23 protein-coding genes are annotated in these 25159 nt (G+C 62.7%); 8 read left to right on the top strand and 15 right to left on the bottom strand.

All coding sequences use genetic code 11. From position 1 onward, the window contains the following. Nucleotides 1–145 precede the first annotated feature (145 nt). The 3 genes from BHD07_RS22990 to BHD07_RS22980 all read left to right on the top strand — a co-directional run bounded on the left by BHD07_RS22990 (nt 146) and on the right by BHD07_RS22980 (nt 4223). Nucleotides 146–1642, top strand: coding sequence for an NAD-dependent succinate-semialdehyde dehydrogenase (locus BHD07_RS22990; RefSeq protein WP_338283220.1), 1497 nt, complete (start codon nt 146–148; stop codon nt 1640–1642). A 119-nt stretch (nt 1643–1761) separates the two neighbouring features. Next, nucleotides 1762–3138 (top strand): aspartate aminotransferase family protein, encoded by a 1377-nt coding sequence (locus BHD07_RS22985; protein ID WP_338283219.1) that lies wholly within the window; start codon nt 1762–1764, stop codon nt 3136–3138. Nucleotides 3139–3149: 11 nt separating this feature from the next. Beyond that, on the top strand, nt 3150–4223 hold the full coding sequence (locus BHD07_RS22980) for an alcohol dehydrogenase family protein (protein WP_338283218.1): 1074 nt from the start codon (nt 3150–3152) through the stop codon (nt 4221–4223). A 108-nt stretch (nt 4224–4331) separates the two neighbouring features. Here the strand turns inward: BHD07_RS22980 and BHD07_RS22975 are convergent, their stop codons facing one another. The 5 genes from BHD07_RS22975 to ugpB all read right to left on the bottom strand — a co-directional run bounded on the left by BHD07_RS22975 (nt 4332) and on the right by ugpB (nt 9278). Continuing rightward, nucleotides 4332–4958 (bottom strand): glutathione S-transferase family protein, encoded by a 627-nt coding sequence (locus BHD07_RS22975; protein ID WP_338283217.1) that lies wholly within the window; start codon nt 4956–4958, stop codon nt 4332–4334. A gap of 122 nt (nt 4959–5080) precedes the next feature. Continuing rightward, entirely contained in the window at nt 5081–6130 is a 1050-nt protein-coding gene (locus BHD07_RS22970) for a sn-glycerol-3-phosphate import ATP-binding protein UgpC (protein WP_100672356.1), read from the bottom strand. After that, nucleotides 6130–6978 carry a sn-glycerol-3-phosphate ABC transporter permease UgpE gene (ugpE, locus tag BHD07_RS22965; protein WP_018098462.1) on the bottom strand — a complete coding sequence of 283 codons (849 nt, stop codon included), beginning with the start codon at nt 6976–6978 and terminating at the stop codon, nt 6130–6132. The genes BHD07_RS22970 and ugpE overlap by 1 nt, the downstream gene beginning before the upstream one ends. An 8-nt stretch (nt 6979–6986) precedes the next feature. Next, on the bottom strand, nt 6987–7868 hold the full coding sequence (gene ugpA, locus BHD07_RS22960) for a sn-glycerol-3-phosphate ABC transporter permease UgpA (protein ID WP_018098461.1): 882 nt from the start codon (nt 7866–7868) through the stop codon (nt 6987–6989). A 117-nt stretch (nt 7869–7985) separates the two neighbouring features. Next, on the bottom strand, nt 7986–9278 hold the full coding sequence (ugpB, locus tag BHD07_RS22955) for a sn-glycerol-3-phosphate ABC transporter substrate-binding protein UgpB (RefSeq protein WP_018098460.1): 1293 nt from the start codon (nt 9276–9278) through the stop codon (nt 7986–7988). Nucleotides 9279–9645: 367 nt separating this feature from the next. On the opposite strand from ugpB, the gene BHD07_RS22950 reads away from it, so the two are divergent. Together BHD07_RS22950 and BHD07_RS22945 are read left to right on the top strand one after the other, a co-directional pair. Then, nucleotides 9646–10935, top strand: coding sequence for an SDR family oxidoreductase (locus BHD07_RS22950; protein WP_338283215.1), 1290 nt, complete (start codon nt 9646–9648; stop codon nt 10933–10935). Next, nucleotides 10935–11408, top strand: coding sequence for a DUF2269 family protein (locus BHD07_RS22945; RefSeq protein ID WP_100672359.1), 474 nt, complete (start codon nt 10935–10937; stop codon nt 11406–11408). The genes BHD07_RS22950 and BHD07_RS22945 overlap by 1 nt, the downstream gene beginning before the upstream one ends. A gap of 167 nt (nt 11409–11575) precedes the next feature. On the opposite strand, the gene BHD07_RS22940 is transcribed toward BHD07_RS22945, so the two are convergent. The 5 genes from BHD07_RS22940 to BHD07_RS22920 form a co-directional block, all read right to left on the bottom strand. Beyond that, nucleotides 11576–12514 carry a choline ABC transporter substrate-binding protein gene (locus BHD07_RS22940; RefSeq protein ID WP_338283446.1) on the bottom strand — a complete coding sequence of 313 codons (939 nt, stop codon included), beginning with the start codon at nt 12512–12514 and terminating at the stop codon, nt 11576–11578. A gap of 68 nt (nt 12515–12582) precedes the next feature. Then, on the bottom strand, nt 12583–13413 hold the full coding sequence (locus BHD07_RS22935) for an SDR family NAD(P)-dependent oxidoreductase (protein ID WP_338283213.1): 831 nt from the start codon (nt 13411–13413) through the stop codon (nt 12583–12585). Continuing rightward, on the bottom strand, nt 13410–13907 hold the full coding sequence (locus BHD07_RS22930; RefSeq protein WP_338283212.1) for an acetone carboxylase subunit gamma: 498 nt from the start codon (nt 13905–13907) through the stop codon (nt 13410–13412). Before BHD07_RS22930 ends, BHD07_RS22935 begins: the two co-directional genes overlap by 4 nt. Before the next feature lie 3 nt (nt 13908–13910). After that, nucleotides 13911–16103, bottom strand: coding sequence for a hydantoinase B/oxoprolinase family protein (locus BHD07_RS22925; RefSeq protein WP_275598770.1), 2193 nt, complete (start codon nt 16101–16103; stop codon nt 13911–13913). Between the two features lie 17 nt (nt 16104–16120). After that, a complete protein-coding gene (locus BHD07_RS22920) occupies nt 16121–18250 on the bottom strand; it encodes a hydantoinase/oxoprolinase family protein (protein ID WP_275598769.1) in 2130 nt (709 codons plus the stop codon). A gap of 111 nt (nt 18251–18361) precedes the next feature. On the opposite strand from BHD07_RS22920, the gene BHD07_RS22915 reads away from it, so the two are divergent. Further along, nucleotides 18362–19141 carry a helix-turn-helix transcriptional regulator gene (locus BHD07_RS22915; RefSeq protein ID WP_338283445.1) on the top strand — a complete coding sequence of 260 codons (780 nt, stop codon included), beginning with the start codon at nt 18362–18364 and terminating at the stop codon, nt 19139–19141. Between the two features lie 21 nt (nt 19142–19162). Here BHD07_RS22915 and BHD07_RS22910 read toward each other — a convergent pair whose 3' ends face one another. The 3 genes from BHD07_RS22910 to BHD07_RS22900 are packed head-to-tail and all read right to left on the bottom strand — an operon-like array spanning nt 19163 to nt 23291. Beyond that, a complete protein-coding gene (locus tag BHD07_RS22910) occupies nt 19163–21403 on the bottom strand; it encodes a xanthine dehydrogenase family protein molybdopterin-binding subunit (protein WP_338283211.1) in 2241 nt (746 codons plus the stop codon). Beyond that, a complete protein-coding gene (locus tag BHD07_RS22905; RefSeq protein WP_338283210.1) occupies nt 21403–21900 on the bottom strand; it encodes a (2Fe-2S)-binding protein in 498 nt (165 codons plus the stop codon). Before BHD07_RS22905 ends, BHD07_RS22910 begins: the two co-directional genes overlap by 1 nt. A 2-nt stretch (nt 21901–21902) precedes the next feature. Continuing rightward, entirely contained in the window at nt 21903–23291 is a 1389-nt protein-coding gene (locus BHD07_RS22900; protein ID WP_338283209.1) for a c-type cytochrome, read from the bottom strand. 141 nt (nt 23292–23432) lie between these two features. Between BHD07_RS22900 and BHD07_RS22895 the strand changes: the two genes are divergently transcribed. Both BHD07_RS22895 and BHD07_RS22890 read left to right on the top strand, forming a co-directional pair. Beyond that, on the top strand, nt 23433–23606 hold the full coding sequence (locus BHD07_RS22895; RefSeq protein ID WP_100672369.1) for a hypothetical protein: 174 nt from the start codon (nt 23433–23435) through the stop codon (nt 23604–23606). Between the two features lie 25 nt (nt 23607–23631). Then, nucleotides 23632–23895, top strand: a complete 264-nt coding sequence (locus BHD07_RS22890; RefSeq protein ID WP_338283208.1) for a hypothetical protein — start codon at nt 23632–23634, stop codon at nt 23893–23895. Between the two features lie 11 nt (nt 23896–23906). Here BHD07_RS22890 and BHD07_RS22885 read toward each other — a convergent pair whose 3' ends face one another. Together BHD07_RS22885 and BHD07_RS22880 are read right to left on the bottom strand one after the other, a co-directional pair. Continuing rightward, nucleotides 23907–24497, bottom strand: a complete 591-nt coding sequence (locus tag BHD07_RS22885) for an alpha-ketoglutarate-dependent dioxygenase AlkB (protein ID WP_338283206.1) — start codon at nt 24495–24497, stop codon at nt 23907–23909. A gap of 91 nt (nt 24498–24588) precedes the next feature. Next, nucleotides 24589–25128 (bottom strand): metallophosphoesterase family protein, encoded by a 540-nt coding sequence (locus BHD07_RS22880; protein WP_338283204.1) that lies wholly within the window; start codon nt 25126–25128, stop codon nt 24589–24591. Between the last annotated feature and the right edge of the window lie 31 nt (nt 25129–25159).

Genomic DNA, 25159 nt, shown 5'->3' with positions numbered 1-25159 from the left:
GTAGCCACCCCACCGCCACGCCACATAGACAATCTCTCTCCCCATTGCCCGCACTTTGGTCAAACTCTCTCCTCCGCCACCGCCGATTGGACAATCTATCTCAACAAGCATGGCACTCTTCCCGCAACAGTCGAGGAGAACCAATATGACCGCCGTCTTTGCGCGCACAGCCTTTCACGACGCGTTGAAAAACCTGAACGACCGGCAATTGCTGCGGGAGCTGGCCTATGTCGGCGGCCGCTGGGTTGCCGGCCGGGACGGCACATGCCTGGAGGTGAGCGACCCGGCCAGCAGCGCCGCCCTCGCCTTCGTCGCCTCGCTCGACGCTGCCCAAACCTCCGAGGCGATCGACGCGGCGGAAAAGGCATTCAGGTCCTGGCGCAACATGCTGCCGCAGGGGCGCGCCGCCATCCTGCGCAAATGGCACGACCTGGTGCTCGAAGCCCGCGAGGACCTCGCATTGTTGATGACCCTTGAACAGGGCAAGCCGCTTGCCGAGTCGCGCGGCGAGATCGATTACGCGGCATCCTTCATCGAGTGGTATGCCGAGGAAGGCAAACGCCTCAATGCCGAAAGCGTCACGAGCCATCTTGCCGGGGCCGAAATGATCGTGCGCCGCGAAGCGCTCGGCGTCGTCGGCATCGTCACGCCCTGGAACTTCCCTTCCGCGATGATCACCCGGAAGGCGGCCGCCGCCCTTGCCGCAGGCTGCACCGTGGTGGCGCATCCTTCCTCCGAAACCCCTCTTTCGGCGCTTGCCCTGGCCGAGCTCGGCGAGCGCGCCGGTCTTCCCGCAGGCGTCTTCAATGTCGTCACCGGCAAAGCCGCAACGATCGTCGGACGAATGTGCGAAGACGCACGGGTACGCGCCATGAGCTTCACCGGCTCTACCGAGATCGGCCGCCTGATCGCCTCCCAATGTGCGCCGACGATGAAGCGGCTGGTAATGGAGCTCGGCGGGCATGCCCCCCTGATCGTCTTTGCGGACGCGAATATCGAAAAAGCCGCCGATATTGCGATCGCCGCGAAGTTCGCGACGTCTGGACAAGATTGCCTTGCCGCCAATCGGATTTACGTCGAGCGGCCTGTTCTCAAGGCATTCCAGGAAGCTTTTGCCGCACGAATTGCCGGCCTGAAAGTCGGCTCCGGGATGGAGCCAAACACGGATATCGGTCCGCTGATGCACGAACGCGCCGTCGCCAAAGTCGAGGAACAGGTCGCGGACGCAGTGAAGCTGGGCGCCAGGCTTGCCGTCGGCGGCAAGCGCCACGCCGCCGGGCCGCTCTTTTTCCAGCCCACTCTTCTGACGGATGTGCCCGACGACGCGCTCATCATGCGCGATGAGACCTTCGGCCCCGTGGCGGCCGTAACCGCCTTCGACAGCGAAGACGAAGTGGTCGCGCGGGCGAACGACACGGAATACGGGCTCGTCGCCTATGTCGTGACCGAAAATGGCGCCCGCCAGATGCGGCTCGCCCGCGCCCTCGAATACGGTATGGTGGCAATCAATCGGGTGAAGATCACCGGCGGCCCGATCCCCTTCGGCGGCTGGAAACAATCGGGCCTCGGCCGGGAAGGCTCCCGCCATGGCATGGAGGCCTTCACCGAGCTCAAATATCTCTGCATCGACACCGCTGCCTGACCTGGGCCGTTTCAGCAAAACTGCGTAGCGATTTTGCGTTCGGAATTGGGTAAAAACAACAGGATAGGGCGTTTTCGCGGTTCGGCCGAAATGCTCCGGATTTCATGAAAGGAAAGACCATGCTCGAAAGAAGCAACGAACTCACCGCCTGGGACCGCGACCACTTCTTCCATCCCTCGACCCATATGGGGATGCATGCGCGCGGCGAAACCCCGACCCGCGTGATCGGCGGCGGCGAAGGCGTCTACATCACCGATATATCCGGCAAGCGCAGCCTCGATGCCTTTGCCGGCCTCTATTGCGTCAATGTCGGCTACGGCCGCCAGAAGATCGCCGACGCAATTGCCGAACAGGCTAAGAACCTTGCCTACTACCATTCCTATGTGGGCCACGGCACCGAAGCGTCGATCCGGCTCTCCAAGATGATCATCGACCGGGCGCCGGAAGGCATGAGCCGCGTCTATTTCGGACTTTCGGGCTCCGACGCCAACGAAACCAACATCAAGCTGATCTGGTACTACAACAACATTCTCGGCCGCCCGGAGAAGAAGAAGATCATTTCGCGTTGGCGCGGCTATCACGGCTCGGGCGTGATGACCGGTTCGCTGACCGGCCTTCATCTCTTCCACAACGCCTTCGACCTGCCGCGGGCGCCGATCCTGCACACGGAAGCGCCCTACTACTTCCGCCGTCCCGATCGCTCGATGGACGAAGAGCAATTCTCGCAGTACTGCGCCGACAAGCTGGAAGAGATGATCCTCGCCGAAGGTCCCGACACCGTTGCCGCCTTCATCGGCGAGCCGATCCTCGGCACCGGTGGCATCGTGCCGCCGCCGAAGGGCTATTGGGAGAAGATCCAGGCCGTCCTTCAGAAATACGATATCCTGCTTGTCGCCGACGAGGTGGTCACCGGCTTCGGCCGTCTCGGCACGATGTTCGGTTCCGACCATTACGGCATCAAGCCGGACCTGATCACCATCGCCAAGGGGCTGACCTCCGCCTATGCGCCGCTTTCCGGCACGATCGTGTCCGACAAGCTCTGGCAGGTGCTGGTGAAGGGCTCGGACGAGCTCGGCGCCATCGGCCATGGCTGGACCTATTCGGCCCATCCGATCTGCGCTGCCGCCGGCATCGCGAACCTGGAACTGATCGACGAACTCGGCATCGTCGAGAATGCCGGTTCGACGGGTGCCTATTTCCGAGCCGAACTGGAAAAGGCCGTGGGCGATCATCGCCATGTCGGTGAAGTGCGCGGCGACGGCCTGATGGCGGCGATCGAGTTCGTCGAGGACCGCGATGATCGCGCCTTCTTCGATCCGGGCCGCAAGGTCGGACCGCAGGTCGCAGCAGCGCTCCTCGAACGCGGCGTCATCGGCCGCGCCATGCCGCAGGGCGACATTCTCGGCTTCGCGCCGCCGCTCTGCCTGACGCGAGACGAAGCCGACATCGTCGTCAAGGCGGCAGCCGAAGCCATCCAGTCCGTACTCGGCCGCTGAGGAAAATGCGTATGATGCATTCTGTTCCGAAGACCATGACCGCGGTGCTCCTGACGGGGCACGGCGGCTTGGAGAAGCTGGTCTACAGCCGGGACGTACCCGTCCCGGCTCCGGCTGCGGGCGAGGTGCTGATCAAGGTCACTGCCTGCGGCATGAACAATACCGACGTCTGGGTGCGCGAAGGCGCCTATGGGACGGAGGACGATCCGTCCGCCGTCTCGACCTGGCGCCGCCACGGCAACACCCTGACCTTCCCGCGCATTCAGGGTACGGACACGGTCGGCCATATCGTTGCCGTCGGCGAAGGCGTCGACCGGGCGCGCATCGGCGAACGCGTCATGGTCGATTTCTCGATCTACAACCGCGACGACGACAGTCTTGCCGACATCGATTACATGGGTCATGGCCGCGATGGCGGCTATGCCGAATATATGGCGCTTCCGGCCGAAAACGCCCATGTGGTCGCGACCGACCTGACCGACGTCGAGCTCGCCACCTTCTGCTGCGCCTATCTCACCGGCGAGCGAATGCTGGAACGGGCGCGGCTTGCCACCGGCGAAACCGTGCTCGTGACCGGCGCCTCGGGTGGCGTCGGCTCCGCGATCGTCCAGCTCGCCCGCGCCCGTGGCGCCGTTCCGATCGCAGTTGCCGGACCGGGCAAGGAAGCGGCGATGCTCGACATCGGCGCGCAGGCCGTCGTCACCCGCGGTCAAGGCGACCTCGCCGAAGCGGTGGAGGCGGCAAGCGGCGGCCGGCCGATCGATGTGGTCGCAGATCTCGTCGGCGGTCCCCTCTTCAACGACCTCCTGAAGATCCTGCGCCCGGAAGGCCGCTACACCACCGCCGGCGCAATCGCCGGGCCGGTCGTGCAGCTCGATCTCAGGACGATGTATCTGAAGCAGTTGGAGCTGCACGGATCGAGCCAGGGCAGCCGCGCCGATTTCCGCCGCCTCGTCCGTTATATCGAGGAGAGAAAGATCCGGCCGCTCGTCGGCGGCGTCTATCCGCTATCGGAATTCCATCGGGCACAGACGGACTTCATGGCGAAGAACTTCGTCGGCAAGCTCGTGGTCGTGCCGGATTAAGGGCACAACGGCGCGGGGCGGCAGAGCCGACCAAGTACGCCCCCTCTGCCCTGCCGATGGCCGGCAGGGCAGAGGGGATCAGCGCTCTGGATCATTCCTGATCCCGTTCTAGTTCTGGAGGCTCGCAACGGCCTCCGCAATGCGCTGCGGCGCCCTGGGACGCGCATACATCCGTTCCAGATATGCTTTTAGATTTGGAAAGCTGTCGATCAGCCCGTTTTCGTTGCCCCAGTCCAGGACATAGGCTGTGACGCAGTCGGCCACGGTTATGTTGTCGCCGACGATGAACGCGCGCCCGTCCATGTGCCGGTCAAGCACTGCTGCCATGGCCGCGAATTCCTCTCTGGCTAGAGCGATATCTTCAGGCAGGCGCTTGTCTTCGGGATAAAGAAATGTGTGCTTGGCTATCCGCCATAGCGGCTGTTCGAGTTCGGTAACCGCGAACAGAGACCATCGATATGCCTGCGCCCTTTCCTTCAGGTCCGCTGGCATTAGCCCTTTGTCACCATACTTTTCCGCCAGATACATGACGATCGCGGCGGATTCCGTGAGGACGAAGTCGCCGTCGACCAGCACCGGAAGCTTGCCCGCCGGGTTGAGGCGCAGGAAATCCGGGCGAAGGTTCTCGCCGGCCAGTATGTTGACGCGCACGAACTCGAACTCCGCATCCAGTTCCTGAAGCGCCCAAAGCGCGCGAAGCGAGCGCGTCGGACCTAATCCATATAATTTCATCATCTCGGGTCTCCTGATTTTTCGCCATCGTCGACATGGCTACCCACAAGGACGTCGGAGGAAAGGCCGTGCCGACAAGGGATTGCAAAAAACCTGGCGAGCGGGACGCCCTTACCCCTTTCGCGCTATGAACGCCGCCCGGCGGCGTCGAACCAATGCAGGCTTTCCGGCGCCGCGGCGACTTCGACCTCCTCGTCAATCGCTATGCGGGAACGGCCGGCAACCCTGAAGACGAGCGGCTCGCCGTTCGCCAGCGTGCCGTGCACATAGCTTTCGGCGCCGACGAGTTCCACGGCGCCGACGCGCACGCGGGCTCTGAAGCGGTCGCCGCCGTCCGTGGCACCGGCGAGGGTAATGTCCTCAGGTCGGATCCCAATCGTCGCAAGCCCCGGCTTCCCGACGAGCGCCGCCGGAGCGGACCAGGCGGCATTGCCGGTATCGACATCGAGAAGGTTCATCGACGGCGAGCCGATGAAAGTTGCGACGAAAGCCGTCGCCGGCTTCTCGTACAGCTCGATCGGCGTACCGACCTGCTCGATCCTGCCCCCGTTCAAGACCACCAAGCGGTCGGCGAGCGTCATCGCTTCAAGCTGATCGTGGGTGACGTAGACGCTGGTCGTGCCTAGCGCCCGTTGAAGGCGCTTGATTTCGACACGCATCTGGACCCTGAGTTTGGCGTCGAGGTTCGAGAGCGGCTCGTCGAACAGGAAGGCCGCAGGCTCCCGGACGATGGCGCGCCCCATGGCCACGCGCTGGCGCTGCCCGCCTGAAAGCTGACGGGGCTTTCGATCCAGGAAGGGCTCTATCTCCAGGGACTTCGCCGCCTTGGCTATCCGGCGTTCGATTTCTTCCTTCGGCGTGTTGCGGTTCTTCAGGCCATAGCTGAGATTCTGACGCACCGTCATATGCGGATAGAGCGCGTAGTTCTGAAAGACCATCGCAATGTCGCGCTCGGATGGCTCCAGCCCGTTGACGACGCGGTCGCCGATGGAGATCTCGCCTGACGTGATGCTCTCGAGCCCCGCGATCATCCTCAGCAGTGTCGATTTTCCGCAGCCGGAAGGGCCGACGAGCACGATGAATTCGCCGTCGGCAATCGCAAGCGAAACGCCGCGGATCGCGGCGATGTCGCCGTGATAGGTCTTGTGGACATCCTTGAGAGTGATCGTTGCCATTACTTCTCCGTTTCGACGAGGCCCTTGACGAACCAGCGCTGCATCAGGACGACCACAGCGACAGGCGGGATGATCGCGAGGATGGCGGTCACCATGACGTAGTTCCACGGGGTCGACGCATCCGTGAAATCGACCATCTTTCTCAGGGCGATGATGATCGTGTTCATCCGGCTGTCATTCGTGACCAGCAGCGGCCAGAGATATTGCGTCCAGCCGTAGATGAAGAGGATCACGAAAAGTGCCGCGATATTCGTCTTTGAAAGCGGCAGCAGAATATCCCGCATGAAGCGGAACGGCCCGGCATTGTCGATTCGGGCCGCTTCAACGAGCTCGCCCGGTATGGTGAGAAAGAACTGCCGGAAAAGAAAGGTGGCCGTCGCTGAGGCCATCAGGGGAAGCGTCAGCCCCGCATAGGTGTCGATCAGTCCGAGATCGACGATCACCTTGTAGGTCGGCAGGATCCGCACTTCCACCGGGAGCATCAGCGTGATGAAGATCATCCAGAAGAAGGCCATGCGCAGCGGGAATCGGAAGAATACGATGGCGAAGGCCGAGAGGAAGGAAATGACGATCTTGCCCACGGCGATCGCGATCGCCACCACGAATGTGTTGAACAGCAAGCGTTCCAGGCTGACGCCGACCACGCGCTCGACGCCACCGGAAAGCGCTTCGCCATAATTCTCGGCAAGCCGCGTGCCGGGAACGAGCGGCATCGGCGGCCGGATGATCTCGACCGAGCTCATGCTCGAGGCGACGAAGGTGTAATAGATCGGGAAGACCACGATGATGATGCCGATGATCAGCATCAGGTGCCCGATCAGGTTGGATATGGGGCGTTTTTCAATCATTGGCGATTTCAACCATAGTGGACACGCCTTTCGACGAACCGGAACTGAAAGGCGGTAAGGCCTATGACGATCGCCATGAGGATCACGGACTGGGCCGCGGACGAGCCGAGGTTCAGATTGACGAAGCCGTCGTTATAGACCTTGTAGACCAGCGTTTCCGTCGCCCTCGCCGGCCCGCCGCCCGTCACCGAGTGGATGATGCCGAACGTATCGAAGAAGGCGTAGACGGTGTTGACCACCAGCAGGAAAAAGGTCGTCGGCGCCAGCAGCGGGAAGATGATCGTCCAGAAACGCCGAGTGCCGCGCGCTCCGTCGATCGCCGCCGCTTCGATGAGCGACTTGGGTATGGCCTGGAGCCCGGCGACGAAGAAGAGAAAATTGTAGCTGATCTGTTTCCAGGCCGCGGCAACGACGATCAGGATCATGGCGTGATTGCCGTTCAGCAACGGATCCCAATGAATGCCGTTGCGCCTCAGCATGTAGGCGAAGGTGCCCATCGCCGGATTGAACATGAACAGCCACAGCATGCCCGCGACGGCCGGTGCCACGGCATAGGGCCAGATCAGCAGGGTGCGATAGAAGGTCTTGCCGCGCACGACGCGGTCGGCGGCCGTGGCGAGAAGCAGGGCGACGCCCATCGCCAGTAGCGCGGTGAGAATGCTGAAGATCACCGTGACCTTCAGCGAGTTGAGATAATTCGCCTCCGAAAGCACGGCGCTGAAGTTTGCGAAACCGACGAAGCCGCTTTTCAGGCCGAACGGGTCTTCACGGATCACCGATTGGTAGAGCGCCTGGCTTGCCGGCCAGAAGAAGAAGACGATCGTCAACACGATCTGCGGAGCGACGAGCAGGTAAGGGAGGATTTTGTTCGGAAAGACGACACGCTGCACGAGCAATCTCCTGGATCACGATGATCTTGGGCGGGATCGGCCCGAGATCACGTCAGGGTGGCATGACCGCAGAAAGCACGACGCCGTCGAACGACGGCGCCGGGCAACCTGCTTCGATCAATTGCTGATTGCTGCTGCGATTGCGGCGTCGCCGCGTTCGACCGCCTTGTCGAGCGCCGTCTTGGCATCCTGTTGCCCGGACAGCATCGCTTCGAACTCCTCATTGAGGATGTCCCGAACCTGGGGCAGGTTGACCAGCCGGACGCCCTTCGAGTTTTCGGTCGGCGCCTTGCCCATCATCTGCAGGAGCGGCGTTTCGCGCCCGGGGTTCTTCTCGTAGAAGCCCGACTTCTTGGTTTCCTCGTAGGCGGCCATCGTGACCGGCATATAACCCGAGACCTGGTGCAGCTTGGCTTGAATCTCGGTCTGAGAAAGGAAGTTGAAGAACTCCGCTACGCCCTTGTATTCCTCGTCGGACTTGCCGGCGAATACCCAGAGGCTCGCTCCGCCGGGGATCGTGTTCTGCGGCCCGTGACCCTCGTAATAGGGGAGTTGACCGATACCGTAGTTCACGCCGCTCTTGGCGATGTCGCCGAGACCGCCCGAAGACTCGGTCAGGATGGCACATTCACCTGAGGTGAAGAGTTGCTTTGCCTCCGAGGTGCGCCCGCCATAGCGGAAGGCGCCCTCCTTGGCGAGATCCGCAATGGCCTGGAAATGCTCCACGTAAAGCGGCGCATTGATCTGCAGCTTCACGTCGGTGCCGCCGAGGCCGTTTTCATTGGTTCCGTAGGGCACGTTGTTCCAGGCCGCGAAGTTCTCCGTCTGGATCCACGTCAACCAGGTCGACGTCATTCCGCAAGGCGCCGCACCGCTCGTCTTGATCTTCTTCGCCGCTTCGAAGACTTCCGGCCAGGTCTTCGGCGGGTTGTCGACGTTCAGGCCCGCCTTCTGAAAAGCGTCCTTGTTGTAATAAAGGATTGGCGAGGAGGAGTTGTACGGAAAGGACAGCATCGTTCCGTCCGGCTTCGAATAATAGGCGACGATCCCGGGCAGATATTGCGACTTGTCGAAGGTAAAGCCGCCCTTCTGGAGGATCTCCGCTGCCGGCACGATCGCACCCTCGGCGGCCATCATCGTGCCGCTGCCGGCATCGAACACCTGAATGATCGCCGGCGGCTGCTTCGACCGGAAAGCCGCGATCCCGGCATTCAGCGTCTCGGGATAGGTGCCCTTGAACACAGGCACCACCTTGTAGGTGCTCTGGCTCTCGTTGAACTCCTTGGTGAGTTCCTCGATCATTTCGTTGTTGGCACCCGTCATTGCGTGCCACCACTGCAGTTCCGTGGCGGCCTGCGCCTGAAAAGCGAAACCGAAGGCAATGGTCGTGGAAATGGAAATCAACCGCATAATATTCTCCTCCCTTGTACTCAACCACACCCGAGACGCTCGCAGACACTCCCGATGTCAAGCGAACCACTCGTCTTCCTCTCCACTGCGTCTTCCCTTGAATCCCGATGATTCCAAGACAAAAACATGCAGTAAATCAAAGTGCTACAGCCACCTTTTCGCATCCAGCACCGCCTCGATCCAAATAGAGCAGAGCTGGCCATTGTCGAGAGCCCTCGCGGAGAGGGTCTTAAGACTCTTCCACCGGGAGAGTGCCGCATAAAAAGCGCAGGTCAAGTCAAAAGGAACATCTTCCTTGCCGCAATTGTTTGGCCTCGGACGTAGGCGAGTGCGAATAGCGGCTCGCCCGGGAAGATTGTGAGGACGAATGACGAGAGTGCTTGTGGTCGGCGCCTCCGGCCTGATCGGCTCCGCCGTGTGCGCGGGGCTCCATGGCCGCGGAAGCGAGATCGTCCGCGTGGTCCGGCCCGGCTCGGCACCAAGCCCCCGCACGGCCGGCAGGGCTCTTGAACTCGACCTTCGGTCCGTCGGCCCTGAGGACTGGCTGCCGCATCTCTCAGGTATCGACGCCGTGGTAAACTGCGCGGGAACGCTCCAGGACGGTCCGGGGGACGATACGACGGCAGTCCATGCCCGCGGTCCCGCCTCCCTCTTCAAAGCCTGCGAGCAGGCGGGGGTGCGCCGCGTCATCCACTTTTCGGCAATGGGGGTCGACAGGGCCCAGCCGTCGCCCTTTTCGCGCACCAAGCTTCAGGGCGACGAAGCGCTGATGGCATGCGATCTCGACTGGATCATCCTGCGCCCCTCCGTCGTGCTCGGCCCTGGAGCCTACGGCGCCAGCGCTCTTTTCAGGGGCCTCGCCGCTCTGCCCTGGCTACCGGTCATGCCGAATACCGGCTTGCTTCAGGTCGTGCGCCTCGAAGACGTAGTGCGCACGGTCGAGATATTCGTCGACCGGAATGCTCCTTCGCGGCTTATCCTCGAGGTCGCGGGACCCGAGGCCCTGTCGTTCAAAGACGTGGTAGGCGCCTACAGGCGCTGGTTCGGATGGCCCGCGGCTCGCGTCGTGAACATGCCAACACCGCTCGCGAACCTCACCTACAAGCTCAGCGATATCGCCGGGGCACTGGGCTGGCGACCGCCGACCCGCAGCACCGCGCAGAAGGAGATCGTGCGCGGCGCCGTCGGCGACGTCCGGGCGTGGGCCGAGACGACCGAGATAGAACCGGTGGCGCTCGCAGACGCGCTGGCGAGAACGCCGGTCTCCGTCCAGGAGCGCTGGTTCGCCAAGCTCTATCTGCTCAAGCCCGTCATCTTCGTCGTCCTCTCGCTCTTCTGGATCACGACGGGCGTCATCTCGCTCACATCGGGGTATGAGATCGGCGTCGATCTGATGGAACGAGGAGGCGCCGGCGTTCTTGCCGGGCCGAGCGTCATCGCCGGAGCCCTCGCCGATATCCTGATCGGCATGGCAATTGCGTTTCGCCGCACCAGCCGCATCGGCCTTTACGGCGCGGTCGGCCTCTCGCTTTTCTATGCCATCGCCGGAACGGTCCTGCTCCCGGAATTGTGGAACGAGCCGCTTGGACCGCTTCTGAAGATCTGGCCCATCCTGGTACTGCATCTCGCTGCCCTTGCGATCCTGGAGGAGCGTTGATGCTGTACTTCGTTCTCAAGTTCCTGCACATCATCGGCGCCTCCGTCCTCCTCGGCACAGGCGCCGGGATCGCGTTCTTCATGCTTCTGGCGCATCGGACCGGCCGCACAGAAACGGTCGCGGCCGTGGCCCGCATGGTCGTCGTCGCCGATTTTCTTTTCACCGCCACCGCCGTGGTGTTGCAGCCCGTCACGGGGATCGCCCTTGCCTGGAACGTCGGCTATTCGCTCACGGAAGGATGGATCCTGCTCTCGCTTCTCCTCTACGTGATCACAGGTGCATTCTGGCTGCCGGTGGTGTGGATGCAGATGGAAATGCGCCGGCTCGCCGAAACGGCACGCAAGTCCGGCGAGCCGCTGCCGAAGCGCTATCATCAACTTTTCCGCCTATGGTTTGCCTTCGGCTTCCCGGCCTTCGGCGCCGTCGTCGCAATCTTCTGGCTCATGATCACGCGGCCGATATTTGACTGGTAATGTCGAAGGCGGGTTGACCAGATCTGAACCGGAGCCCTCGCGGTTCTCCCGCCGATTGGAAAATGTGTTTTCGACCGTGGCCGCCGGCAAAGTGATCGGGTCCTCTCTTGTCGCCTGGTCCGGACGCACCGCCCGCGACGAACAGGTCGTGAGTTCCTCACTGGAGCCTAGCTTTTCAACGCGCTTTCAACCGCTTCCTTTGCCGGTGCGCCGTTAAACGTCGTCACCCCTTCAAGCCACGGAGCGACTGCCTCGGGATGAGCCTTCAGCCAATCGGCAGCGGCTTCCTTCGGGTCTTTGCCGTCGTTCAATATCCCGTTCATGATCTCGTTTTCCATCTCCAGGGTGAAGCGCAGGTTCGTCACGAATCTCGCGACATTCGGGCATTCCTGCGCATAACCCGCCCGGATGTTGGTATAGATATCGGCACCGCCGTAGTTCGGCCCGAAATAGGCGTCCGCGCCCGAAAGGTAATCGATCTGGTAGCGCGAGTTCATCGGATGCGGAGCCCATCCGAGAAAGACGATCCACTGGTCGTCCTTTGTCGCTCTTTCGACCTCGGCGAGCATGCCCTGCTCGGATGACTCCACGAGCTCCCAGCCGGTCAGCCCGAAGTCGCCCTTTTCGATCATGTCAAGGATCATGCGGTTGCCGTTGTTGCCGGGCTCGATCCCGTAGATCTTGCGGCCGAATCTGGCGGAGAACTTCTGGAGGTCGGAAATGTCCTTGACGCCTGCATCGGCGACGTATTTCGGTACGGCGAACGTATATTTCGCGCCGGTGAGGTTCGGACCGATCACCTCGATCGACTTGTCCTCGAGGAACGGCTTGCGGTCGGCTTCCATGCTCGGCTGCCAATCCCCGAGATAGACGTCGATGTCCTTGTTCTTCATGCTCGCATAGGTGACGGGGATAGATAGGAGCTTGCTCTGCGGCGCGTAGCCGAGCGCTTCGAGAATGGTCGAGGCGACAGCCGTCGTCGACGTGATGTCGGTCCAGCCGACATCGGAGAAACGGACGGTCTTGCAGCTCTCCGGCTCAGCGGCAGCGGCGACGCCGATCGTCATGAGCAGCCCGGCGGTCATTGCAGTGATCTGTTTCAGCATTGTCATGTTCCCTCTTCTTAGGTTCTGTATGCACTGCGAAACTCACGTCAAAAGACCAGAAAGGCGGCTCACCAAAGTGCGCCGCCCGTGATCTGTATGTTCTCCATGGTGATGCCCCTGGCGCCCTCGCCGCAGAGGAAGGCGGCCAGGGCCGCTATCTCGTCGGGCTGAATGATGCGGTTCTGCGGGTTCTGGGCGGCGATATCCGACATCGCCTCCTCCATCGTCCGCCCCCTGCCCTCCCTTTCGACGACCTGCTGAACGTTGCGGCGCATCAGTTCCGTTTCAACCCAGGTCGGGCTGATCATCACGCAGGTCACGCCATGCGGCGCCCCTTCGAGGGCTACGCAGCGGGTGAGGCCGAGGAGCCCCGCCTTCGAGGCGCAATAGGCCGGGTTGTCCTTCCAGCCGACCGTGGCAGCCGTCGAGCCTATATTGATGATGCGGCCCCATTTGCGCCCGATCATCCCGGGCAGCAGCCGGCGCGTCATTCGGAATGCGCCGTTCAGATTGGTGTCGATGATCTTCAACCATAATTCGTCGGAATGGCCCGACACCGGCTGCTCGGCGGTCGTCCCTGCGGCATTGACGAGAATGTCGGCCGGGCCGCATGCGGCTTCCGCCGCCGACACGAATAGCTCGATCGCCTCGCTGTCGCGAACGTCCAGGTGGCCGGCGTAAACAGCCATGCCGCCAACGGCAAGCCGCTTCTGGACCTCGACGATCTCCTGCGGATCGGGATAGGCCGCGGCATCGCTCTGCCGCTCGGCCGCCTCGCGGACGAAGGAGCCGACGGCGACGTTGGCGCCCTCGGCAGCGAGCGCCTCCGCAATGGCCAGCCCCTGCCCCGTCAACCCGCCGGTGATGACCGCGCTACGGCCTTTGAGCCTGCCCGTCATGACAGATCCTTCAAAGGCTTGCCGAGCCAGTCGCGATAGAAGCCTTCCAAGTCCGGCTCGAAATCATGGACGATCGGATAGCCGGGGGCCGCCGCTTCGACTTCGTGCAGATGCGCACATTCGGGGCAGAAGAACTCGCGGATCTCCATCCATTTCGGATCCGGGATATCGCTGTTCGGGTAGATTTCCCGCAAGCTCTCCTCGGTGTCGCGCACGTTGATCACCGCGTTCAGCTTCCAGTTCCTGCGATAGTCCCCGAAGGAGTGGCCGCATTCGCAGCGGGTGACCCGGCCCTCGGCGCTGTCGCAGATGAAGAGCCGGTCGCCGACCGGGAGCAGGATCGGATCGCTCCAGACAACGCGGTCCTGCAGCACGGCCAGATATTTGAAGAAGCGGTCGTCGTCCTTATAGCCGCTCATGATCCGCCGCGTCTGCGCCCAGGGGAGCGTGCCGTTGACGAGGTCATTGATGACTTCCTTCGAATATTCGGTCATGGCTCAATTCTCCCCGGCGATAACGAAATCGGAGGCAAGGCCCCAGAATTCCTTGAAATCTCTGGAAAAGCGCGGCGAGAGCTTCATCGCGCTCCGGTACATTTTGGCGACTTCCGGCGCGAAGTCCGAAGCCTCCACTCGCCGTTGCTCCCTGGCGATCCATTCCGATACCGGAATGGCTTGCTTCAGCCGCTTCTTGCGCAGTTCCGCGCGGCGGGCGACGGTCGCGTCGATGTCGGCCTGCGGATAACCTTCGGCATCCTCCTTGAGGATGATGCCGAATACCTTCTCGGCGGCTTCGCGCGTCAGGAAGCCGTTTTCCACGTCCCATGCCGTCTTGATCGGGTCGCGTTCCAACACGTCGCCGAAGCCGCCGCCGCCATTATAGGCATGGCTGAAAATGTCGCCGGCCTTGTGGGGCCGGGTGATGTAGGGACCCTCCTCCCAGACCTGCTCGCCTTTGTAGGTGCGCTCGAAATCCGACACCAGCGGGTCGGTGCCCGGCGCATGCGCGAGCGGCTCCCGGCGTTCGGCGCGCTCGTGAATATCGGAGTTCCTGACCGCGTGATGTTTCTCGCAGGTCGGTGCCGGATAGCCGCCGCACAGGCCGCCATTGTCGAACACGCGCGAGGAATGCTCCGACGTCACGAGGCGCAGGTGATCGGTCTTGTTGATGAGCCAGGTCGAGATGAAGGCGCAGCCGCCGCGGTACTTTCCAGCACCGCCGGAATTCGGCACGATCGAGCGACCGATATAGACCATCGGCATGTTCTGTTCCCAGATCTCGATATTGCCCATGTCGGATTCGGGGTTCCAGCCGACATAGGCGGTGTCGAGCCCGTCTTTGATCGCCAGCGCTCCGGAGCCCGCGGCTGCGCATTCGAAATGGGCCATGCCGAAGCCCGTGCCGTATTGGCTGGTGCCTCCCATCTCGATCATCGGGGAATTCACCTGACCGACAAAAGCTTCCTCGACAAAGCCCCGGGCGATGAAACCGCGTGAGAGCAGCCGCTGGAACACGCCGTAAGCCGGGAGCAGCAAGGCCCAGGAAGTGGCTGTCGCCGCCATCTCGTTGTCCGGGTTGGTCCAGGTGCCGTGAGGAATATTGATCTCGGTCGCCATCCAGGCGCCGTCATTGACGAGCCCCTCGAAGTTCATGTGCTGGGTGAGCGTCACGAACATGCCGCCGTCCATGCCGGCCGGGGTGCAGTTCATCGAGTGATAGCCCCAGGGCTGCGTGCCGTCGAAGTCGAGCCTGATCTTGCCCTCGCTGGTGATCTCCATCTCGATCGGGATATTGTAGAGCCAGTTCGGGTCGGCGAGCGGCTGAAAACCCGGCTTGCCCTCGGTCACGTGACCGTAGAAGGTGTGGCCGCGATAGATGCCGGGCACGGTCAACTGCCGTGTGCGGGCAAGCTGTGCTCTTCTGCCCTCTTCGATGAATTCCTTGGAAAGCCGCTGCCAATATTCGAGGCCGACCTCGTCGATGAGCTGCTTTACGCTCTCGCGCATGTCGATGCAGGCGGCGACCTTGGCTTTTTCGTCCAGCACCCAGTAGATAGGCATGCGTAGATTGCGCTCGCAACGGATTACGTAATCCCGGCGGATCTCGTCATTCTCGCCGATCTTTTCGGCACAGACGAAAAGCCCCTCGGTGAAGCGTTCCTGCGCAAGACACACATCGCCGCCGGGCGTGATGCCACCCGCCTCGAGTTCATGGCAGACGGCGCCCGCCCAGCCGACCAGCGTGCCCTCGTGGAAGATCGGCACCACGTCCATGACGTCGGGCACCTGCACCGTGCCGATGAAGGCGTCGTTATTGGCGAAGATGTCGCCGTCGCGGATGCATGGATTCTGCTCGTAGCCGTTTCTGATCATCCACTTGATGAAGCGGCTCATCGTGTGCACATGCACCATGATGCCGTTCGAAAGCGCGATCGCGTCGCCTTCCGGCGTGTAGATCGCCACTACCATTTCGCCGACTTCCCGCACTCCCGGCGAGGCGGAGATGCGACGGGCCATTTCCCTGGCCGAGACGCAATAGGCGCGCAGCTTCGTGTGCAGGGTCTCGAATTTCAGCGGATCCTGCCTGCGCAGCCGAAGTTCGGTGATGCCGTCATAGCAGCCGGTCTCCTCCATCAGCCGTTCGGATTCGAGCAGCCGCCGCTGCAGGGGATTTGCCGTTTTGTCCAGCATGTCTGTCATCCTTCAGCTCAGGCATGGTTGTAATGAAGCAGCGTCCATTCATCGATAAAGACGCGATCGTTCGGATGCACCACCAGCGTCGTTGCCGGGTGCTCGATGATTGCGGGGCCGATCACCTCGTGGCCGGGCTCAAGCAGATCCATCTCGTAGAGATCTGCCCTGTGCCAGCGGCCGCCGATATAGGCTTCGCGCACGCCCTTGTGGGCGGATTGCGGATCGGCGCTCCCGAGAGGCCGCCTGACAAGCACCGGCTTGATCTTTTCGGCAGTGGCGATGACGCCGAGTTCCATCAGGGAGAAGCCCGCCTCGCCGTATTTCGAAACGCGGTGATTGGCCTTGGCATAGACCTCCTCGAACTGCGCCAGCACCGCGCGCATGTCGTCGGGGCCGTTGATGGACGCAAGCGGCGCAATGACTTCGACGTCCTCCAGCTGGCCGGTGTAACGGGCCATGAAGAAGGGGACGGTCCTGATCTTTTCCCGCGCATGGCCGTCGGTCAGCATCTCGTCGACGGCGGCCTTTTCGAGGTCTTGCCACACCCGGGTGACCTGCGCGCCGGCTGCAGCGAGCCTGTCGTCCGAGGCGCGGGCGCCGATATCGATCTGGGTCGACACCGAATGCCGGCGCATATAATCGGCCGTCGTACAGCCGAAGGCGGAGAAAGCGGCGGCGAACTGGAACGTGATGATGTCCTTGAAGCCGATGCCCCTCGAGCAGCCGGCAAGATGCAGCGGGCCCGAGCCGCCGTAGGAAAGAAGCGTGAACTCGGAAGGATGGATGCCCTGGCCCGAGATAACGCGTCGCAGCGCGTTATTGGCGTCCTGCTCCAGCATCTCGATCATGCCTTCAGCCGCTTCCTCTACACCGACCCCGAGCACGTCCGCGCATTTTTCCTTGAAGGCGGCGCGTGCCTTCTCGACCTCGAGCACCACCTTGCCCCCGAGGAAGTAATACGGGTTCAACCGGCCGAGGATCGCATCGCAATCTGCGATGGTCGGCTCCGTGCCGCCCTTCGCGAAGCAGATCGGACCGGGATCTGCGCCGGCGCTTTCAGGTCCGAGCGACACCTTCCTGGTCAGCGGGTCGACCTTGAGGATCATGCCGGCACCCGCCCCTATCGTGTCGAGATGGAGTGTCGGCACATTGAGCTTGAAGCGGTCCATCAGCGGCTCGTTCTCGATGCGGGTCTGGCCGCGCGAGATGACGCCCATGTCGAAGGAGGTTCCCCCCATGTCCGAGCAGATCAGCGAGTCATTGCCTATGAGCTTGCCGACATAGGCTGCCCCGAGAATGCCGCCGATCGGCCCGGAAATCATCGTCTCGTGGAGGCGCGGATGGTTGATCGACGTCAAGCCTCCGAAAGAGAGCAGCGTCTGCACGCCGTATTTGAAGCCGTATTTGTGCGAGGCCTCCTCGATTCCCTTGAGCTGCTGGCGGCCGCGCGACGTCGCATAGGCTTCGATCAGCACCGAGTTCAGCCGCGACTGTTCCCGGATCACCGGGCGCACCTCGTGGCTGGTATAGACATTGATCTCGACGCCGGCGGCGGCAACCTCCTCGCGGCAGATCTCGGCGATGCGCTTCTCATGCACCGGATTGACGTGGCTGAAGATCGTCATGATGCAGATCGCGTCGACCTTGTCGCGGATCAGCGCACGGGCCGCGGCCGTTACCTCGTGCTCGTAGAGCGGCAGCACGATATCGCCGAAATGGTCGATGCGTTCGGTAACGCCATGGGTGCGGCGGCGCGGCACCAGCGGATCGGGGTGGGCGTGGGTGACCGCATGGAGCCGGTCGGCATAGGAATAATCCGCCCAGGCCTGCAGGCCGCGGCCCATCAACACCATGTCCTCCATGCCTTTGGTGGTGATCAGGCCAAGTTTACGACCGGTGCGGGAGAGCAAGGTGTTGAGCATGCCGGTACCGGAATAGAGCACCACGTCGAGACCGGAAAAAAGACTGTCGAGGGAGATACCCCAGGCGTCCGCCGCATCGACAGCGGACGAAATGAAGCCTTCGGCCTCGTTTTTCGGCGTGGTCGCGGCCTTGCCGATCTTGAAGTGCCCGTTTTGATCGACAAGGATGGTGTCGGTCATCGTGCCGCCCGCGTCGATGCCGATCACGATTGGGTTTTCCAAGGTCTTACCTCCATGGCTTTGCTGATGGAGGAAACCTAGGTGGGAATTTTCGGCCGGGAAATGTGCCAAAAGGCACAATGACCGGCGGGGGGAACAGTGCTAGACGAACTTATGAGCGGCGATGGGTTCTGGAAGATCTTGGCGCAAGCGATCGGCGCCACCGGTACCGACAGGCATGTCGACCGGCTGATCGACATGATCGGAGCCGTGGTGCCGCAGAATCTGATCACGGTCACCCGTTATTCCGCCACCCGCAAGCCCGAATTCGTCAAGCACCGCGGTTACTCCGACGAGATGGTGGCTCGTTACCTCGATACCTATTATGTATTCGATCCCTTCTATGCCTATTGGCGCCTGAACAGGCGCGCAGGGATCGTGCCTCTCAAGAGCCTGGCGGACGACGCCCCCAAGCGCGGCCGCTACATAGCGGAGTTCCTGGCGCAATCCGAAATCTGCGACGAGGTCGGCATCCTGCTGGAAGACGGAGACGACTGGTGCCTAGGTATTTTTCTCGACCGCTCCACATCGATGTTCAGCGATGGCGAGGTCGCGGCTCTGCGCAGCCGTTTTCCGGTTTTCGAAGCACTGCACGCAACCGATACCCGCACGCGGGACCCCGATCTGAGGCGAACCAGCACGCCCGAAGCCATGGGGGAAGCACCGGTGAGTACCGTCCAGGCCTCGCTGATCCTGTGGCCGGATCTGACGGCACGGGAGCGCGAACTCGTCGCCCTCATTCTGCAGGGACACCCTAACGCGACCATCGCGTCTAGGCTCGGGATCGCCCCGGGCACAGTCAAGAACCACCGGGCGCACATCTATGAAAAGCTCGACATCACGACGGAGCGCGAACTCTTCCTGCAGGTCTTCCAGCAATACCGGCTGTCGTGAGGATGAGGACCTGCCGTTGGATCACGCGCGCCCGACGGCGCTTCGAATTCGATCCCTGGTAAAGGGCAGATCGTAAAGGCGCTTGCCGGTCGCATCCCTGATCGCGTTGGCGACGGCTGCGGCGGCCGGGCCCTGGGCCGCCTCCCCGGTGCCGAGGAAAGGTTCCCCGGGACGCTCGACGATGTGGACCTCCACGCTTTCCGGTACACTGGCGAAACGCAGGATCGGATAGCTGGACCAATCGGTGCTGGTGATCCTGGTCCGGTCAAAGGCGACGGCCTCGTAGAGCGTCCAGCTGATCGCCTGCAAAATTCCGCCTTCGGTCTGATTGCGGATGCCGTCCGGATTGACGATCTCGCCGCTGTCGATGGCCGAAACGGCGCGGACCACATGAACACGGCCCGTTTCGGGTTCGACATCCACCTCCATCGCCACCGCCAGATAGGCGGCAAGGTTCTTGTAGCGGGCGAAACCGAAGCCGCGTCCGCGGTTGCGGGGTATTTGCGCCTTGTCCCAGCCGAAGCGCTGCGCCGCCAGCTCGATCACGGCACGGGCTCGCGGGTCCTCCATGTGGCGTAGCCGGAATTGGACCGGATCCGCTTCGGCGATCAGCGCCAGCTCATCGATCGTGCTTTCGATCGCGAAGACGTTGGCATAGGCCCCAAGCGCGCGAAGCGCCGATACGCGGAGCGGCATTTCGGCCAGGAAATGCCAGAGCACGCGCTTGTTCGGGATCACATAGAGCGGATTGGCATTTCGGTCGCCGTTGCCGGACGGGCTGATATTGAGCTTGGCGGGCTTCGGCTGGAAGGCTTCGGCCTTGTGGCGCGCCGCCAGGAGCGCACCGGCTCCGCCCGGACGGGTGGAGTGGGTGTTGCTCCAAAGGTCATAGGCCCAGCTGGCGATCCTGCCCTGGTCGTCCAGTGCTGCACTGATCTTCATGAGCATTGCAGGACCATAGGGCTCCCAGCTGTGCTCCTGCTCCCGCATCCACTGGACCCGGATCGGCTTGCCCGGCAGTTTGCTGGCGATGAGGGCCGCATCCGCAGCCGCGTCATCGGCGCCATTGTGGCCGTAACAGCCCGATCCTTCCATATGGACGACGTGGACCTTGTCTTCCGGCATGGCCAGCATCTCGGCGATCGCCGCCCGATCGGGAAAGACACCCTGCGTGTGCGACCAGACCTCCAACGCCCCGTCCGCGTTCATCCGCGCGACGGCGCAGGACGGGCCGATCGAGCCGTGGATCTGATAGGGCCGGCTAAACGTCGCCTCGAAGACCTTGCCATCAGACGAAAGCATGCCGGCCTCGGCGACCGTCCCCACCTCGCTCTCGAGTCTTTGCAATTCCGCCGGCAGGTCGGTCTGGTCGGGGAGCGTCTCGCTTTCCTGCCACCGCGCGGCCGCCGCCAGCGCCCGCATGGCGCTCACCGCCTGGAACTCTTTCGAGGCCACCACCGCCAGGAAATTGCCGTCGCGCACGACCGAGACGACGCCCGGCAGCGCCTCGGCGGCGCTCGCATCCACCTCCGATAGTCTGGCAGCCGGGCTCGGCGGGCGCACGACGCGCGCATGCAGCATGCCCTCCAGGCGAAGATCATGAACATAGGCCGCCTCGCCCGTCACCTTGCCCGGGATGTCGACGCGCGGCAGTGTTTTGCCGATCACTCGGAAAGTACCCGGCGGCTTCAATGCCGATTGCGGTTGAGCTTCCACGTGCAGAATCTGTCCGGAAACGAGCTCGCCGTAGGTCGCCCGCCGTCCGTCTTTTGCCAGCACCGCCTTGTTTTCCGCCCTGAGTTCCGTCGCCGCCATGCCGAAGCGCCTGGCAGCTTCGGCCAGTAGCAGGACCCGCACCTGCGCTGCAGCGTTCCTGATGGCGGTACCGCTGTTTTGCATCGACTGGCTGCCGGCCGTGAACCCTTCATTCGGGGTTCGGCCGGTGTCGGCCGTTATCAGCCGGATCTCCGCGGGGTCGACTTCGAGCTCCTCGGCGGCAACCTGCAACAGGGCCGTTCGAATGCCCTGCCCGAGTTCCGCCTTGCCGGTGAAGACCGTGACCGAATTGTCGGGATCGATGCGTATCCATGAATCGAGGAAACGCTCGTCATCAAGGCTGCCCGGCAGGGACACCGGCGCAGCCGGCGGCATTGCCGGCGGAAGCTCCTGGGCAAACGCACGGCCGAGCGAGAAACCGACGACAAGCCCGCCGGCACCTGCGATGACGCTGCGGCGGGTGATGTCTTCCTGAAGCATGCCCATTAGCCGGCCCTCCCCTGATCAGTGGCAGGCAACGAGGCGGCCCGCATCAGTTCGCCGGCGCGCCGGATCGCCGCGAGAATCCGCATATGGGTGCCGCAACGACAAAGATTGGTCGCAAGCGCCTCGCGGATGTCCTCTTCGCTCGGCTGCGCGTTGCGGCGCAAAAGCGCATGCGCGCTCATCATCATGCCCGCGATGCAATAGCCGCATTGCGCCGCCTGCAGCTCGATGAACGCCTCCTGCAGCGGCCCCGGCGCGTCGATCGTTCCCAAGCCCTCGATGGTGGTGATCTCCCGCCCTTCCAGCAGCATTATAGGCACCATGCAGGAAAGCACCGCCTCGCCATCGACGACCACGGTGCAGGAGCCGCACTGCCCAAGTCCGCAGCCGTATTTGGCCCCGTTGAGCGCCAGTTCGTCACGCAGGACGTAAAGCAGCGGCGTCGCCGGATCTGCCTCGATCTGATGCGGGCTGCCGTTGACTGTCAGCGATACCATCTTCAATCCTCCTCGGCGCCGACATGGTGCGGCGCCCTTTCAATGGCGTCAGAGGGCCGGATTGCCACCTTGGAGGTCCCGGAACGGGTTCTGGCCGTCTGCTCGATGAGCCCGGCCCAGGGTGGCTCCTGCGAGAACCGCTCGCGCATGTAGGCAAGGAGATCGGCCACCTGCTGATCGCTGAGCAGATGGCGGAAAGCCGGCATCACCGCGCTCGCTTCGCCATCGGCCGGCGGTAGGCCGAACAGCACCACGTTGACGATGTTTTGCGGGTTCGGCGCATTGACAGCGGTGCTGAGTTGGAAATTCAGCCCTCCGAAGGGCTGACGCCGCTCGCTCTCGTGACAGCTTGCACAGGCGGCAAGATAAATTGCCTCGCCGGGCTGGCCGCCTGCCCCACTGGCCGGTGAACGCTGGCTGTCCGCCGCCTGCTCCGGGCGTTGCCCTCCAAAAGCCTCGCGCAACTGTGCCGCCCTTTGCTCGCGTTCCGGCGTCGGGGCGCCCATGATCGACATTACATAGGTGGCGATCGCCGCGATATCGCTGTCCGGCAGAAAGGCCAGATTGCCCGTCACCTCGGCCATGGGCCCGCGCGAAACGCCATGGAATTCGTGCCAGCCGTTGCGAAGATAGAAGGCGAGGCTTTGCTCGTCCCAGGGGATCGGCGCCTTCGACTCCGTGTTGATCGCATAGGCCTGCCAGCCTTCCGCTTCGCCGCCGCCGAAATGCCGGTCACGGTCTTCGGCGCCAAATGGGTTGCGGGGCGTATGGCAGGCGCCACAGTGGCCGAGGCCCTCGACAAGATAACGCCCGCGGTTCCAGGCCTCGCTCTGGCCGGGATCCGGCTCCCGCTCGCCACCGTCGAGGAAAAGCAGCTTCCAGCCGGCAAGCAGGGGCCGGAACTGCAGGGGAAGCGGAAGGTCGTTTTCCGGCGCCTCGGCTTTCACTGCAACACGCGTCATGAGGAATGCGTAGAGGGCGCGATTGTCGTCTGCCGAAACACGCGTGAAGTGCTCATAGGGGAACGCCGGATAGAGGTGACTTCCCTCCCGGTCGACACCTTCCCTCATGGCGCGCTCGAAGGCCGCCTCGCTCCAGCCGCCGATGCCCGTTTCGCGATCAGGGGTGATGTTGGTGGAGTAGATCGTGCCGAAGGGGGTGGGCAATGCAAGGCCGCCGGCAAATGCCGGTCTCCCAGGCACGGTGTGGCAGGCGATGCAATTGCCGAGCGCCGCCAGTTCCGCGCCCTTGGCAACTAGCTCCGGAGCAAAGCGCGCCTCCGCCGCCGCGGTGTCTTCGGGTAACTCCGAACGCCACGCAAATAAAAGGAAACCAGCAACAGCCACAAAGATGACCGCCGCGATGCCGATCGCCACCCTCAAAGCTCGCATCGGGAATCTCCGCCGATTTGGGGAAACGCCGCAATTGCCGATGTGTTCCAAGCGGCTTTGATGTGTGCCCGACGTAAACGCTGCCCCGGAACAGAAGCGCGCGCCTGTGGTTACACAGCAGCAATCAGAGGAGTTCCCAAGATGAGCAAGACCAATGTCGAGCAAGCCCAGAAGGACGCACGAAAACAGGCCGAGAAGACGAGCGCCGGGGGTCATTTGGGTGGCACGTATTACGGACAGGAGCCGGATGCCAAGACAGCGACGACGGTGAAGAAGAAGGGCGACAAGGCAAGGCCGAACGATGGCCGGAATTAGCTTGCCGCGACCGAGGGAGGTCCCGATGTCCGTCTATCAGCGGCTTCCGGAAAGACCCGTGCCGGGCGCCATGGTCGTGAAACTCTACCACTCCGGCGACGCCGTGCGGGGATATGTGCGAAAGGTCACCGACCCCTCCGAGGATGACGTCATCTTTCCCGGAGAAGAAATGGAGGCCGAGTCGGCCTTCAGATTGGCGGCAAGCCACAGCGAAGCGTCGGCCCCGATCTATGTCGAGCTCGTGGAGGACGTCGAATGGGACCCGTCCTGGGGCACGTTGATCGGCTGATATCGACAGAGTCACGCACGGCCGCCGGCGGTAATCCCTGAGCGCAGCTCCCGGAAGGTGATCGAATAGCGCAGGCGCTCTACCGGCGGGATGGAATGCTCCCATTCGGATCTCGCACTGCCGGAGAGGAGATATGCCGAGCCCGGCTCGAGAATGACGGAAGCCCGCTCCCATTTGCCGATCCGCTTTCGGCGCAACCTGAATGTGCAGGAAGCCAGCAGCGATATCCCGACGACATCGCCGAACACCGCCTTGTCCCTGTGCCAGCCGATCGGGGCCCCGACATCATATTCGGTGACCAGTGCCTGCTGGAGTCCCTCCGCCGGCAGTCCGGAAAAGTCGGCCGCCAGTTGCCTGAGCGGCAGAAGCAGCGGGGGAATGGCATCGATCTTCCGGACCGCCTCGGTGTCGAAGTCGTACTTCCAGCCGAATGAAACCACACGCCTCCTGCCCTCGTAGCCGTGAAAGTCGAAAGGCTTGAAGGGAAGCCCCGGCAGCGCCTCCAAAAGTACCTCCTGGAGCTTCTGCGGAACGATATCCGCCTGGTAGCGGAAGCCCTCGGGCAGATTGCCGGGCGGGTTTCCGAATAGGTCTCCTTGCATTGAAGCACCTCGCATTCGGGACGCAAGCCTGCCACCGATATTGGAGAACATTCGAAAGGCTCGCACGTTCCCCGAAGCGCCAAGCGGGAGTTTACCGCCCGGCCTGGGGGAAAATATCAACCAGCCGGACCGGACGCAGGCCTCTCGCATCCACGCCCACATCGAACTGCCGCGGGATCGGCTTCAGCCTGCCATGGGAGTGCCCGTGCAGATTGATCGACTTCTTTCCCATCTGGTTCCATGTCCGGAACGGATAATGGCAAAGGACGAGCAGCCGCCCATCGACCATCAGCTCCGCGTAATGCTGCACGCTGTGCCAGCCGCTCGCCCCGGTCGTGTCGATCGGGTCGTTGTTGCCTACGATGAGGTGCTTGCGGCCGTTCAGACGGGACAGCAGATCTTCGGCAAGCCCGGTTCTCTTTGCCGCGAAGTCGCCAAGGTGCCAGACGTCGTCCTGCGGCGAGACGGTTTCGTTCCAATTGGCGATCAGGGCGGCATCATGTTCGGCCATATTGGAAAACGGGCGGCGGTCGATGCGAAGCACACGCGGATCGCCGTAATGCGTGTCGCCCGTGAAATAGATCATCTCGCCAATCGCTGTCCCTGCCCGGCCGCCGCGGTCGTGCCGCATGCGAACAATCTTCGGAACATTCATCCGATTG

The organism is Sinorhizobium sp. KGO-5, from assembly GCF_036245905.1.
In the GTDB taxonomy this organism is placed as follows: domain Bacteria; phylum Pseudomonadota; class Alphaproteobacteria; order Rhizobiales; family Rhizobiaceae; genus Sinorhizobium; species Sinorhizobium meliloti_A.
Note: the sequence above shows the minus strand (reverse complement) of the source record. Positions and strands in the feature narration are given on the sequence as shown.

Coding starts and splice junctions, on each gene's coding strand:
- BHD07_RS22990 (WP_338283220.1), top strand. CDS start 146: ATGACCGCCGTCTTTGCGCGCACAGCCTTTCACGACGCGTTGAAAAAC.
- BHD07_RS22985 (WP_338283219.1), top strand. CDS start 1,762: ATGCTCGAAAGAAGCAACGAACTCACCGCCTGGGACCGCGACCACTTC.
- BHD07_RS22980 (WP_338283218.1), top strand. CDS start 3,150: ATGATGCATTCTGTTCCGAAGACCATGACCGCGGTGCTCCTGACGGGG.
- BHD07_RS22975 (WP_338283217.1), bottom strand. CDS start 4,958: ATGATGAAATTATATGGATTAGGTCCGACGCGCTCGCTTCGCGCGCTT.
- BHD07_RS22970 (WP_100672356.1), bottom strand. CDS start 6,130: ATGGCAACGATCACTCTCAAGGATGTCCACAAGACCTATCACGGCGAC.
- ugpE (WP_018098462.1), bottom strand. CDS start 6,978: ATGATTGAAAAACGCCCCATATCCAACCTGATCGGGCACCTGATGCTG.
- ugpB (WP_018098460.1), bottom strand. CDS start 9,278: ATGCGGTTGATTTCCATTTCCACGACCATTGCCTTCGGTTTCGCTTTT.
- BHD07_RS22950 (WP_338283215.1), top strand. CDS start 9,646: ATGACGAGAGTGCTTGTGGTCGGCGCCTCCGGCCTGATCGGCTCCGCC.
- BHD07_RS22945 (WP_100672359.1), top strand. CDS start 10,935: ATGCTGTACTTCGTTCTCAAGTTCCTGCACATCATCGGCGCCTCCGTC.
- BHD07_RS22940 (WP_338283446.1), bottom strand. CDS start 12,514: ATGCTGAAACAGATCACTGCAATGACCGCCGGGCTGCTCATGACGATC.
- BHD07_RS22935 (WP_338283213.1), bottom strand. CDS start 13,413: ATGACGGGCAGGCTCAAAGGCCGTAGCGCGGTCATCACCGGCGGGTTG.
- BHD07_RS22930 (WP_338283212.1), bottom strand. CDS start 13,907: ATGACCGAATATTCGAAGGAAGTCATCAATGACCTCGTCAACGGCACG.
- BHD07_RS22925 (WP_275598770.1), bottom strand. CDS start 16,103: ATGCTGGACAAAACGGCAAATCCCCTGCAGCGGCGGCTGCTCGAATCC.
- BHD07_RS22915 (WP_338283445.1), top strand. CDS start 18,362: ATGAGCGGCGATGGGTTCTGGAAGATCTTGGCGCAAGCGATCGGCGCC.
- BHD07_RS22910 (WP_338283211.1), bottom strand. CDS start 21,403: ATGGGCATGCTTCAGGAAGACATCACCCGCCGCAGCGTCATCGCAGGT.
- BHD07_RS22905 (WP_338283210.1), bottom strand. CDS start 21,900: ATGGTATCGCTGACAGTCAACGGCAGCCCGCATCAGATCGAGGCAGAT.
- BHD07_RS22900 (WP_338283209.1), bottom strand. CDS start 23,291: ATGCGAGCTTTGAGGGTGGCGATCGGCATCGCGGCGGTCATCTTTGTG.
- BHD07_RS22895 (WP_100672369.1), top strand. CDS start 23,433: ATGAGCAAGACCAATGTCGAGCAAGCCCAGAAGGACGCACGAAAACAG.
- BHD07_RS22890 (WP_338283208.1), top strand. CDS start 23,632: ATGTCCGTCTATCAGCGGCTTCCGGAAAGACCCGTGCCGGGCGCCATG.
- BHD07_RS22885 (WP_338283206.1), bottom strand. CDS start 24,497: ATGCAAGGAGACCTATTCGGAAACCCGCCCGGCAATCTGCCCGAGGGC.
- BHD07_RS22880 (WP_338283204.1), bottom strand. CDS start 25,128: ATGCGGCACGACCGCGGCGGCCGGGCAGGGACAGCGATTGGCGAGATG.